Source organism: Planktothrix paucivesiculata PCC 9631 (assembly GCF_900009265.2).
Classification (GTDB): Bacteria; Cyanobacteriota; Cyanobacteriia; order Cyanobacteriales; family Microcoleaceae; genus Planktothrix; species Planktothrix paucivesiculata.
Genome location: NZ_LR735008.1, coordinates 12899 through 26243, shown reverse-complemented (window position 1 = coordinate 26243; position 13345 = coordinate 12899). Strand labels below are relative to the sequence as shown.

The 13345-nt window shown below is 40.6% G+C and carries 8 protein-coding genes and 1 pseudogene; 4 read left to right on the top strand and 5 right to left on the bottom strand.

What is annotated here, in order from left to right:
* The first annotated feature begins 121 nt into the window (after window positions 1–121).
* The 3 genes from PL9631_RS07145 to PL9631_RS07135 all read left to right on the top strand — a co-directional run bounded on the left by PL9631_RS07145 (window position 122) and on the right by PL9631_RS07135 (window position 5560).
* Window positions 122–3790 carry a response regulator gene (locus tag PL9631_RS07145; RefSeq protein ID WP_083618465.1) on the top strand — a complete coding sequence of 1223 codons (3669 nt, stop codon included), beginning with the start codon at window positions 122–124 and terminating at the stop codon, window positions 3788–3790.
* A 182-nt stretch (window positions 3791–3972) separates the two neighbouring features.
* Complete coding sequence (locus tag PL9631_RS07140) at window positions 3973–4350, top strand: response regulator (protein WP_083618463.1); 378 nt, start codon at window positions 3973–3975, stop codon at window positions 4348–4350.
* A 151-nt stretch (window positions 4351–4501) separates the two neighbouring features.
* On the top strand, window positions 4502–5560 hold the full coding sequence (locus PL9631_RS07135) for an adenylate/guanylate cyclase domain-containing protein (RefSeq protein ID WP_083618461.1): 1059 nt from the start codon (window positions 4502–4504) through the stop codon (window positions 5558–5560).
* A 97-nt stretch (window positions 5561–5657) separates the two neighbouring features.
* Here PL9631_RS07135 and PL9631_RS07130 read toward each other — a convergent pair whose 3' ends face one another.
* The 4 genes and pseudogenes from PL9631_RS07130 to PL9631_RS07115 all read right to left on the bottom strand — a co-directional run.
* The gene (locus tag PL9631_RS07130) at window positions 5658–6440 is read right to left on the bottom strand and encodes a hypothetical protein (RefSeq protein ID WP_083618459.1); all 783 of its coding nucleotides are present in this window, start codon (window positions 6438–6440) and stop codon (window positions 5658–5660) included.
* 96 nt (window positions 6441–6536) lie between these two features.
* Window positions 6537–7943: a DEAD/DEAH box helicase gene (locus tag PL9631_RS07125; protein WP_083618458.1), complete on the bottom strand. Its 1407-nt coding sequence runs from the start codon at window positions 7941–7943 to the stop codon at window positions 6537–6539.
* 358 nt (window positions 7944–8301) lie between these two features.
* The gene (rimO, locus tag PL9631_RS07120; RefSeq protein ID WP_083618456.1) at window positions 8302–9618 is read right to left on the bottom strand and encodes a 30S ribosomal protein S12 methylthiotransferase RimO; all 1317 of its coding nucleotides are present in this window, start codon (window positions 9616–9618) and stop codon (window positions 8302–8304) included.
* A gap of 152 nt (window positions 9619–9770) precedes the next feature.
* Window positions 9771–12164: pseudogene (locus PL9631_RS07115) on the bottom strand (DNA methyltransferase); the annotation flags it as partial.
* Window positions 12165–12328: 164 nt separating this feature from the next.
* Here PL9631_RS07115 and PL9631_RS07110 point away from each other — a divergent pair.
* On the top strand, window positions 12329–12931 hold the full coding sequence (locus PL9631_RS07110; RefSeq protein WP_083618451.1) for a DUF2059 domain-containing protein: 603 nt from the start codon (window positions 12329–12331) through the stop codon (window positions 12929–12931).
* Window positions 12932–13040: 109 nt separating this feature from the next.
* On the opposite strand, the gene PL9631_RS07105 is transcribed toward PL9631_RS07110, so the two are convergent.
* Window positions 13041–13295 (bottom strand): type II toxin-antitoxin system ParD family antitoxin, encoded by a 255-nt coding sequence (locus PL9631_RS07105; protein WP_083618449.1) that lies wholly within the window; start codon window positions 13293–13295, stop codon window positions 13041–13043.
* Between the last annotated feature and the right edge of the window lie 50 nt (window positions 13296–13345).

Below are 13345 nucleotides of genomic sequence, written 5' to 3'. Positions count from 1 at the left end.
GCATCATCGCCATAGAGATAGAGAGTTGGGGTAATTCATGAATTACCCCGAGTTATGGGTTCAAATCCCCGTAAGTCCTGTTCCTATGACCGCATCCCGAATTCTTCAACCCTGAGATTCTATGCACTACGCGCTCCAACGCCAACTCAAACGCCTGGGTCTTGATCGACAAACTCCTCCGGTTGATATCGCTACATGGCAAGAATTTCTGGAAGTGGTTAACCACAGCTACAATGAAGCCGATCGGGAACGAAATTTAATCGCGCGATCGCTCACCCTATCTTCCCGGGAAATGTTGGAGTTATATAACCAACAAACTCAAGAATCAGAAGCCCGTTTACAAAACGAACGGAATCGAGCTAAATCGGTGATTAGTTCCCTGGGGGCGGGGTTATGTATCTTAAATCCCCAGGGCCGTTTGTTATCGATGAATCCCGAGGCGGAAAGGCTCCTAGGATGGTCGGAAGTCGAATTGGTAGGAAACCCGGTTTTAGAGTGGATTGGAGAGCGATCTCGATTATCCCTAGATAGGTTTCAACGGCTGACCGAATCCGCCCCTAACCCCGGAGAGTTGACATCACTCCTGGAACCGATCAAATCCAGTGATGATCAATTTCTCTGTGCCGATGGTAGTATTTTACCCGTTTCCTATGTATTAACTCCGATTTTAGAACAAAACACTTTTATCGGAGCCGTCTTAGTATTTTTAGACATTACCGAACGCAAACAAGCCCAGTTAGAAGCTGAACGATCGCTCTCCCTCCTGCGCGCCACTTTTGATTCCACCGATGCGGGAATTTTGGCCGTGGATCGCACGGGTAAAATCTTAAATTTTAATCAGAAATTCGTGGAAATGTGGCAAGTTCCCACTAGCCTATTCAAACCTCCCCATGATCAATCTGCCTTAGCCTTTGTGTTAAGACAATTGAAAGATCCACCTCGATTTCTGAAAACGGTAATGCAGCTTTCTTCTGAACCGCAAATACCAACTTATGATGTCGTAGAGTTCAAAGATGGCAGGATTTTTGAGCTATATTCCCATCCTTCCCAAATGGGAGAAAAATTAGTGGGCCGAGTCTGGAGTTTTCGAGATATTACCCAACGCAAACGAGTGGAAAAAGCCCTACAATATCGAGTAGAATTTGAACAATTAATTACCCATTTATCGACTCATTTTATTAGTTTAACCACCGATGGGATTGAAAATGGTATTCAACAAGCTTTAGAACGAATTAGTGTATTTATTGGGGTAGAACAAAGCTATTTATATTTATTCGCCGATCAGGAAATCCAGATGAATTCGATTTATCAGTGGTTGGCGATCAAAAGTCTCAATCTGGGCGCACCAGAAAACTCCAGATTAACTGATTTATTAAAGAAAATATTACCCTCAAAACTCTATCTCTGTGATCTTCCTTGGTTGGAAAAACAACTAAACCGCTATGAAAATATTTATTTAGCTGTTCAAGATTTACCCTCAGAAGCATTGAAGGATTTAGAATATTTACGACAACTTCATCAAAGTTTAGGATTATCCTCCTATTGTGAAACCGATACTTCTCCTGCAATTCAATCGATTATTCTAATCCCTTTAGTCTGTCGTCGCTCCCTTGTGGGTTTTTTGCGGTTTGATTCCATCTATTCTAGTTATACTTGGTCATCGGATAATATTGCCCTTTTGAAAATGGTGGGAGAAATGTTTTCTAATGCCATTGAACGCAAACAAACGGAAGAATTTTTAAGAAAAACCGAAGCTAAATATCGCAGTATTTTTGAAAATGCCGCCGAGGGAATTTGTCAAACCACTCCCGAAGGAAAATACCTCAGTGCTAACCCGGCATTAGCCAGGATTTTAGGCTATAATTCCCCCGATGATTTATTACAGACCATCACCCATATCGGTCATCAATTGTATGTAAATCCCCACCGTCGAGCCGAATTTATCGCAGCGATTCAAGCCCATAATTCAGTTTCGGGGTTTGAATCCCAAGTTTATCGCCAAGATAAAAGTATCATTTGGATCTCAGAAAATGCCCGGGCGGTTCGGGATCACACCGGACAACTCCTCTGTTTTGAAGGCACAATTGAAGATATTACCGAAAGTAAACAAGCCGCAGAAGCCCTGAAACAAGCCAAGGAAGCCGCCGTTGCCGCCAACCGAGCTAAAAGTAGCTTTTTAGCCAATATGAGCCATGAACTCAGAACTCCTTTAAATGCGATTATTGGCTATAGTGAGATTTTGGCAGATGAAGCGGGAGACTCGGGTTATGAAGATATTGTTCCTGATTTAGAACGGATTCGCACGGCTGGACGGAACTTATTATCTCTGATTAATGATATTTTAGATATTTCTAAAATTGAAGCGGGGCGCATGGATTTATATTTGGAAACCTTTGAGATTCCGATGTTAATTGAAAGTGTGGTAGCCACGGCTCAACCCCTGGTGGATAAAAATCACAATACATTGGAGATTCACTATAATCCCAATACCCCCACCACCATGCTGGCGGATTTAACTAAAGTTCGACAGGTCTTATTGAACCTGATTAGTAATGCGGCTAAATTCACATCAGAAGGCCAAATTACCCTCGATATTTGTCTAGCCCAAACCCTGCCCTGGGGAGAAATTCACCCCCAGAATTTAACCGTCGATCCCGAATCCGACTACATTGCCTTTCAAGTCAGAGATACCGGGATTGGGATTACTCCCGAACAACAAAAACAACTGTTTCAACCCTTTACCCAGGGCGACGCCTCCACCACTCGCCGTTATGGGGGAACGGGATTAGGACTCACGATCAGTCAGCGCTTTTGTCAAATGATGCAAGGCTATATTAGTGTCAATAGTGAACAGTCCAAGGGTTCCACGTTTACCGTCTACCTTCCCCTATTGGTTCCCTGCCTCTTACCAGATTTGGAAAATCAGGGTTTAAATCCCGAGTCCGACCCCGGGGAACTCTTGAACGAAATTGAGCCCATCAGGGTTGAATCCACCTTGACAGTTAATAACTCATCGGCAACGATCTTAGTGATTGATGATGATCCCGATACCCGCAATTTGATCGAGCGATCGCTAATTCGAGCCGGAATGCAGGTACAAACCGCAGCAACCGGGGAAGAAGGACTTCAGCGCGTTCGAGAATGGCGTCCCGATGCCGTGATTTTAGATATAATTTTGCCTAAAATGGACGGTTGGGCGGTATTATCAACATTAAAAGCCGATCCGAATCTAGCTGAGATTCCAGTGATCGTGTTATCGTTCATCAGCAACAAAAATCGAGGGTTTGCTTTAGGTGCATCGGACTATTTGACAAAACCTTTTGACGGGAAGCGTCTGGCTACCCTCCTGGGCAAATATACGCCCGACCCCAAGCGGGATATGCTGCCCCTGGCTAATCATATTTTAGTCGTTGAAGATGATCCGATCATCCGACAAATGTTACGCGGATTATTACGGAGACAGGGTTGGATAGTTCAAGAGGCGGCCGATGGTCAGGTAGCGTTGCAACTGATTCAGCAATCCCCGCCTAGACTGATTCTGCTTGATTTAGTCCTGCCTCAAAAAAGTGGTTTTGAGTTAATCCATGACCTTCAAAAATCCGACCAGTGGGCAAATATCCCAATTATCGTAATTACGGCGGCGGAATTAACCCCCACAGAATGGATGCAATTGCGCGGCTATGTGGAGCAAATTCTTCAGAAAGGTAGTTATAGCAGTGAAGATCTTTTGAGAGAAATTCATATCTTGTTAAATGCCAGTCTGAAAATGTTTCCATTCCGCTCTACATGATCAGATTAGGTATATCGCTTGAGCAACTCACTAGACGATATGCCACGATTGTAGCCACAATTAAGTTAGATTAATTCTGTCCGCAAAATCGAGCGTGTCTAAGCCTTACGGCAGGTACTATCAACAGATCTGAGAGTGTCCACAACATTCTAAGGCTAAACCATCAACATTGAGATCAGATCATGGTAAAGATTTTGCTAGTTGAAGACAATGAAATGAATCGGGATATGCTCAAACGACGCCTATTCCGAAAGGGATATGAGGTATTTATTGCCGTAGATGGGGCTGAGGGGGTGGAACTGGCCCGTTCTCTGGTACCCGATTTGATCCTGATGGATATGAGTTTACCCGTGATGGATGGATGGGAAGCTACTCGACAAATTAAGGCAGATGCTAAAACTGAAGCTATTCCTGTGATTGCATTAACGGCCCATGCAATGGCAGGCGATCGGGAAAAATGTTTAGCGGCCGGATGCAATGATTATGATACCAAACCCGTAGAATTTCCCCGTCTCTTGGAAAAAATAGAAGTCTGTTTAAAGAAAGCCACCGCACCCTAAATAGTTATCAGTAAACAGTAAATAGTTATCAGTCAAGAGAAAATATCGATCTCTAATCTGAACTCTTACACTGATTTGATAAGAACCCTAACTGGAGGCGTGGTACTTGTTGTTAATATCCCAGGACGATAGTAGGAGCCACGAATTAGAGATGGACGCCCAACCCGATCGCGTGCTAATTGTTGATGATAATGAAGTAAACCGTGACCTACTTGCTAAACGACTTCAGCGCCAAGGTTATGGCGTGATCGTGGCTTCTAATGGCTTTGAAGCTCTGGAAATGATGGCATCGATGTCCCCAGACTTGGTGTTACTAGATATTATGATGCCTCAAATGAATGGCTATCAAGTCTTGGAAACTTTAAAAGCTGATCCCGCCCTGCGTCATATTCCTGTGGTGATGATTTCGGCGGTTAATGATATTGATAGTATTGTTCGTTGTATTGAATTAGGGGCTGAAGATTATTTATCCAAACCTTTTAATCCGGTTTTATTAAAAGCTAGAATTAATGCCTGTTTAGAAAAAAAACGCTTACGGGATCAAGAACAAGCCTATTTAAAAAAGTTAGCGGAAGAACAGGAAAAATCCGAAAGATTATTATTAAATATTTTACCCGAAGCGATCGCCCAACGTCTAAAACGCGGAGAAAGCACCATTGCCGATAGTTTCGCCGATGTGACGGTTTTATTTGCAGATATTGTTAATTTTACTAAGTTATCCGCTAATTTATCCCCCGCTCAATTAGTGGAAGTTCTCAACGAAATTTTTTCGGCTTTTGATGAATTAGCGGAAAAATATGGCTTAGAAAAAATTAAAACTATCGGAGATGCTTATATGGTGGTTGGCGGACTTCCCACTCCTCGCTCTGACCATGCAGAAGCGATCGCAAATATGGCTTTAGATATGCAAAGCATTATCGGTCAATTTCGTCTCCAAGACAATGAACCTGTACAAATGCGAACCGGAATTAATATCGGTGCGGTAGAAGCGGGAGTCATTGGTACCAAGAAGTTTACCTATGACCTCTGGGGAGATACCGTAAACACCGCTAACCGCATGGAGTCCCATGGAGTCGCAGGCAAAATTCAAGTCACAGAAACCACCTACCAACGTTTAAAAGATAAATATATTTTTGAGGAGCGCGGCATCATTGAAATTAAAGGCAAAGGCGAAATGTTCACCTATTTCCTCACAGCCAGAAAAGATTAAATTGGGTAATTACGAATTACGAATTACGAATTACGAATGGGTAATGGGGATCGCGGATTTAAGAGGATTTCACGGATTTTAATCTGTGTTAATCTGCTTAAATCCTTCGTCGTAAAATAGTTAAACTTAATCCAAATAATCCCAAAGATAGAGATACGGCGATCGCTGTAACTAAAATTAAAGGTTGGGTAGCTTGACGAACTGCGATCGCACAAAGTGCCCACATAATAACAAACGGATAGGCAATTTCATTCCGTTCAATAATTAAAATAGCGGCTAAGGTTCCGGCAATTACTAATAAAATAGCTGTCCATAATTCCGGTGAAATTCCCCCGCCTTGCCATTGCCAATTTTCCAAGACTAAAGCTACATTTACAATGGTTGCAACACTAATCCAACCCAAATAAATACTAATCGGAAGATCAACATACCAGCGTTCTTGTTTAGATACTCTAACTTTTCCAATATTTAATCGTAAATAAGCCACAATTAAGGAATTTAAAATGGCTATCATTGCCCCCAGGGACAAAAAAAACATCTGATATTGAAATAAAACTACCCAAATTATTTGGGCAATACTGGCTAAAACCAAGGCAAAACCTAACTTCTCTAATCGCGGATTTTCCTGGTTTTGAGGTAAAAATTGATATCGGGCAAAAGCGAATAAACCTAGATAAATTAAGCCCCAGATCGCAAAAGCATAATTAGCCGGAATAATTTTAACTTCTCTAAAAATTGTATTAGAAATTTCTCCAATGGTTAAGCCATTGAATGGTGCTAAATTAGCTAATACATTAACTGCAAATGCGAGGATTATGGCGATTAAATTTGCCCATTGTCTGAGGTAACTAAGATCAGAGTCAGAAGAATTAGTCTGCATTTCGCTTGGAAAATAAAAACAAAAAAATCCACCAGACACGATCAATTGCATCTGGTGTATCTATTTTAATCGGTAGAAACCGTTATTCGTTGAATCCTATTCAACGCCCTGGGACACCGAAGGGCGAGGAACCACCCGACGATTTAATTTGGGTTTAGAGGACGGGAGTGGCATTTCTTCCTCCTCGGCCGGGAAGTCGGAATCTAACCAACTGGGGCGAGTTTGGTCGTAGGCCAGTTGTAAGGCCGCCGCCGCGATCGCTTGGGGATCGTATTCCTCACTCAATTGGGCCACAATCGGAAGGAAAGAGGCAACTCGTTCACCAGTTAAGGCTTCTTGCACTCGTCCTTGTAACCGTTCAATATAACGGCCTTCAATTTGCGATCGCTTAGGAATCGACAACACCGTAAAGTTATGATTCAAATGGCGCTCAATTAACCGCAGTTTCCGGCGATCAATCGGTTGAATCAAGGTAATGGCAATGCCTTCGCGTCCCGCCCGACCTGTCCGACCAATCCGGTGAACATAACTCTCGGCGTTATCCGGTAAATCGTAGTTAATCACGTGGCTGAGATGATCTACATCTAAGCCCCGGGCAGCGATATCCGTGGCCACGATCCAACGTACCTGACGGCGACGGAATCGTTGCAGAAGCCGTTCCCGTTGGGTTTGGTTCAAGTTACCATGATATTCGTCAACACTGTGACCTGCGGCTTGCAGGAAAGTGGTTAACTCCGCAGCAGCTTGTTTCGTGCGGACAAAAATAATTGCTGATTCTGGATCTTCTAATTCTAAAATCGGTTGCAACGCCCGGGCTTTTGACCACCCACGGGGAGCCATATAAGCACGCTGTTCAATGCGTTTGGGGGTAGCTTTGGGGTTTTCCGCTTTAATGGTGACTGGATTTTTGAGGAATTTCTTCACCAGTTTCCAAATCGAAGGCTCCATGGTAGCCGAGAAAAACGCCGTTTGCCGATCTTCAGCTACGGATTCCAGAATTTTTTCTACATCCTGAATAAAGCCCATGCTTAACATTTCATCGGCTTCATCCAACACTAACCACTTAATCCGATCAAATTTCAGATTACCTCGGTTGAGTAAATCTAAAATCCGTCCAGGTGTGCCAACGACAATCTGAACGCCCTGTTGTAACCGTTGGATTTGTCTGTCAATGGACTGACCACCATAAACGGTTAACACATACAAACTGCGATCATCGGTCATTTTCCGAATCGCTTCTTTAACCTGCATGGCTAACTCCCGAGTTGGGGTCAGGATTAACGCTTGTACGCCCTTTGCACTTGTATCCAGTTGCTCCAGAATGGGCAATGAAAAGGCGGCTGTTTTGCCCGTCCCGGTTTGAGCCAGTCCCACCACGTCCCGTCCAGACAAAATATGGGGAATTGCTTCGACTTGAATGGTGGTTGGCTCGCTAAAGCCTATTGTTTCCAGATAACTAGCACGTTCTTCGGAAATTCCTAAGCTTGCAAAAGATGGACTCATTCATTCTCCTATCTATGTTTTTTTGCCCGGTTCCTGACCTTGCCCTATTCATTTGAGACACTTTTACTACAATGCAGAGGTTTATTAGTTTTGCTATAACGCTTGACGTAGCTCTCTACAAACGTTGAGTTACGCTGTCTCTCGGGCATCTTGGAACCTATTTACATTCCAAGGTCTTCAAAAGTTCCTGAACTCACTTTTCGTCACAACCGGTGAGGTTGTTTAGTCAATCAGACTCTTTATAGACCATCTCTCTCTAGGATAACGCTTAACATTCAGAAATATAACAACAAATTTCTTAAAATTTGCGGCGATTTCGGTGAAATGCCTTAACTGTCAGCTTTTAAGGGCTAACGTTTTATTCTAAGACGTAACCATAGAGATCATAAACATCGGCATCAGTGATTTGGACTTTCACCATTGAACCCAAACGAGCATCGCCTTCAATATAGATTAAACCATCTACTTCGGGGGCGAAACGGGAAGAACGACCGATCAGTTCTCCGGTTTGCGGATTTTGTTGTTCAATGAGAACGTCTACCACCTTGGCGATCGATTTTTGATTTTGCTTGAGGGAGATCGGTTGCTGTACCTCCATTAAGGCATCCCGACGGGCATCCATAACTCCCTGTGGCAGTTGATCCGGCAATTTATAAGCGGGGGTTCCTTCTTCGGGAGAGAAGGTAAACACGCCAACGTGATCGAATTCATGGCGTTGCACAAATTCGCGCAGGTGTTCAAAATGTTCCTCAGTTTCTCCTGGGAAACCAACAATAAATGTGGTACGAAGCACCGCATCCGGGATAGCGGTTTTCAGCGTTTCGATAATTCGATCGTTGACTCGCCCTTGCCAAGGACGGTTCATCGCCCGTAACACATCGGGGTGTGAATGTTGCAGCGGTAAATCTAAATAGGGTAAAACGTTGGGGGTGTCTTGCATTGCTGCAATTACTTTTGGGGTTAACCCCGTTGGATAGGCATAGTGCATACGTATCCAGGGAATATCAACTTTTCCTAATGCCCTTAATAATTCTGCCAGTTTGGGTTCACCGTAGAGATCCAGTCCGTAGTTGGTCGTGATCTGAGAAATGAGAATTATTTCCTGAACCCCTTGCTCGGCTAATTGCTGGGCTTCAGTAACAATTGATTCTATAGTACGTGATCGTTGGTTTCCGCGCAAGTGGGGAATGATACAAAAAGCGCAACGATAGTCACAACCCTCTGCGACCCGCAGATAGGCAACGCCTTCACTGGTGGTACGATAACGGGGGACGGTTTCATCGGCGATATAGGTGGGTTCGGCAGAAACTTCTTTAACTCGTTCTCCCTGTTCCACCCGTTTGATCACATCGACAATTTTATGATAGTCTCCGGTTCCAACCACCGCAACGGCTTCGGGGAGTTCATCTAATAGTTGTTCTTGGAAGTGCTGCGCCATGCACCCGGTAATCACAATTTTCTTCTTGGCGTCGGCTAATTCTACCAGGGTGCGAACCGATTCTTCCCGGGCGGCTTCAATAAAACTACAGGTATTGACAATAACGTAATCCGCTAATTCTTCGTTAGAATCAACCTGATAACCGGCCTGCACCAATAGACCCAAGATGTGTTCGGTATCAATGCGATTTTTTTCGCATCCGAGGTGAGAGATTGCAATAGTTGGCTGAGTTGCCATTCTAATAAAATTCTGTATGAAAATTACACAACGAATCTTGGATTATACCATATATTTCAATCTTTGGTTAAAATCCGTAGGGTGAGGCTATCCCCGCGCACGCACCAAAACTGTTGTTGACAAAAAAACCTTGTTTCTGAATCAGTCGGTGACTATTTCAAACTAGGCGCAATTAAAGTTAACTGAATTTCTCGAATAACTGTTTCTAAGTTAACTGGATTAAGACCAGATACTTTTTGGTAAACTTCTACAATCTTTTGAGAAAAACTGTAGACTAATTTATTCTCCATATACAAAGGATGACCAATATAGTGAGAGTCTTTCAATAATTTATTCATTTTACTTAATCGTTTAGGAGGAATAATTAAAACCAGACTTTTAGCCAGATTTGGAAATATTTCTAATAATTCCATAAACCTTTCAATTCCGGTTGTAATTGGGGTACTTGTTTCGACTTCAAAAGCAAAAACGGGATCACCTTGATTGTCAAACCAAATTAAATCAATTTGCTGAATTTTATTTTTTTGCCAATCTGTTAGAGGTTTCTGAATCGGCAATTTATTCAAAGATAGCTGATTAAAAGATTCTCCATTCCAGTGACTTGTAGCTTGTTCTTTTTTGCCTATATGAACTTTTAAACCTGCCGATAGAGCTATCTTAGCTAAAATATAAATTATACAATCGTGTTCTATTTTATTAGGATCTTTAGGAAAATCGAGACTTGGAAATAAAGGATTTTCAAAGGAAATTCCTAAATCTAATTCCATTTGAATGATATCAGATTTACCAAATTGCCAGTGTTTACCATCGGGGGAATACGCAATTTTTTCTAAAACATTTAAAATGGTTTGATTGGCCGGGGTTGTGCCATTAATTAGATTTGGCATTACATTCAATATAATTTGATCGAAGGTGGCTGATTTTTCTTGTCTTTCTAGGAATTGTAAGTAATCTATGAGATAAAAACGAATCCGATCTTCCAGAGGAATAAAACAGCCTATTTTTGTATTGGGTTTAATCTTCCAAAGATGATCCAATTCAGAAAATATAAATTCTTCATTGAGAATAGGTGTAATATCATCTAATTGTTTTTTAACCTGATTCAATAAGCCGTTTTCTAACAATTTAGGAATTAAAGCATTATAAATATCTTCTGTAGAAGCACCGGAATTTTTGACAATGATTAATTCAGCTACTTCTTTAATTAATTGTACAACATCAGTACCGACTTTAGTAATAGCGATTGTTTTAGGATTTCTAACTTTTATGAAATTTAATACTAACTCACCCGATAAAACTTTGAGGGGGTTTTGTCGTTTGTATAAAGAAGGTGTACTTGAGGTCTGAATCGCACAATTAACATACTGAAATCCTGAATCTTGTGCTGATTTAACAATAGCATCCCAAAAAGCAGGATCTTTGTGAGCAAAGACAATACTCATCCACCGATCAAATTTAAGAACTTTGAACATTTCAGCAATAGAAGCATGGAGCAAATTAATATAATCTTGTTTGGATTTGTTTAAATCTCCGCCTTCAATAACTTCTAATTGTCTAGCTTCATCACTGACTTCAAAACCTAGCCAAGCATTCCACATTGTAGACAAATCCAGATAGGCGATATGTTTACCATAAGGGGGATCAGTATAAATATAATCAATAGACTCTGGCTGAATTTTATCAGTTAAATTTGTAGCTGAAACATTAAATATAGAGAAGTTATCTTGATAAAAATTTCCAATTAATAAGTTAGTTTCTAGTTTCGCCTGAACAATATACTTAAATTTTTGTTCAAAAACTTCCCAAACATTTAGATCAAGGGTTTGTGGCGGAATCCAATAACTATAACGGTGCATAATTCCACTATTTCCCCTGCTGGCTTTTCGGCCATGAGTAGAACTAAATGTTAAGTTAGTTTTGTTTAAACTGGCGGAAAAAACAAATTTCATCAAATTTTTAATGGTTAAATCTTGAATTATATTAATTTCATTTAATAATAATGATAAACAGAAAAATTGACGTTTAGTAAATAGTTGTTCAATATAATCTGGCTTGCCATTTTTAGGCATTTTCACGTTTTGAGGATACCAATATTTTATTTCTAAATTTTCTGCTTCTTCGTCAGAAAGTGAATAAGCTAAATTAATGGCATCTTTGCATTTTTTTTCTATTTCATCGAAAGCAATTCTAAAACTCTCGATATTAATTGGACTAACAGCAATTTGAGAACAGATAAAATTAGCCATTGGGTTAATATCACAGTGAATTGCTTGGCGACGCAAGACCAAAGATTCAACGGCTGTGACTCCTGACCCCCCAAAAGGGTCTAAAATAATATCTCCGGGTTGGCTAAAAGTGCGAATATATTCTTGAACAACATTCCACGCACGTCGAGTAAAATAGGGATGGCTACCCCAATGACGTTTTGCACCTTGTTTCTTAGGTTCGATGGGTTGACTAATAGGTTGAATGTTCTGATAATCAAAATATTGTGAGGGTGTCATCGTTAATTTGAGAGAATATTTTATTTTCTGTAAAACATTATACCTGTTTTTAAGACTATAATATTTTTTCTAAAGTTACCAATCTTGTATCCCAAAGTATTACCTTTGATTTAGAATTGCCAGACCGATAGATATAAATTAAATAAGGCAGTGGCTACGCGATCGCATTTTTGGTAATATAATCTCAAAAATCAGGAGAGTTTTTTATGTTCTTAAAGCAAATTTTATTACTCGGAACTATTTTATCTTTAGGGGTAACTTTCCCCACACCTGTCAAAGCAGAATCTACTCCCAAACCTCAATTAGAATTATCTCAAGCATCAGTTTCGGAAAGCAAACGCAAACTGATCAGAGAATTAATAGAGATCACCGGAGGAGAAAAACTATTTAGACAGATTAGCCAGATTACATCTGCCCAACTTCAACAAGAATTTGGGGGCATTTTAGAATCTATTGTGCCAGAAAGATCAGGAATTTCCCCAGAAAAAAAACAAGAAATGATTAATCAAATTAACCAAGATATGACTCGAATTATGACCAAATATAATCAACGGTTAATGGAAAAACTTGATTTTAACGAAATTATGGAAAAAGTTTATTATCCCCTGTATGATAAATTTTTTACAGAAGAAGATTTACAAACCCTGATTGACTTTTATCAAACACCGACAGGCAAAAAAACTATTACTGTTATGCCCCAATTACTCCAAGAATCAATCCAACTATTCTCCCAAATTATTCAACCTCAAGCTACCCAAATTTTTAAAGAAATATTTCAACAAGAAATAGACCGTTTGAATTCCAAATAATTATTTTTTTTATTGAACACAGCGATCGCCATTTTCCTATCCCTTTTTTAATTCAAGAGCGATCGCTACCAATTAATTATCGTTAGCATTCGTATCCAAAACATAGCGATTACCACTCATCCCGTAGATGCCTCTGTATTATAACTGCTTCTCCCTGCCAATTTAACCGCCCTACCAAATCAGAGAAATCATAGTTTGATTTTTGCTTACCCTCTGATAAAACTGGATTCATAACCGCTAAAATTTCCTGTTCTTTTAGTAATTGTAATGCTGCTAGTATGACTTCAGAAGCCGATGAATATTTGCCGTTTTTGACCGTTGACTGAACAAACTGCTCAAGTTCAGGAGTTAAGGAGATATTCATAATAATTTAGAGGGTTACATCTTAGGGTTTACAATAGAAAATGAAACAGC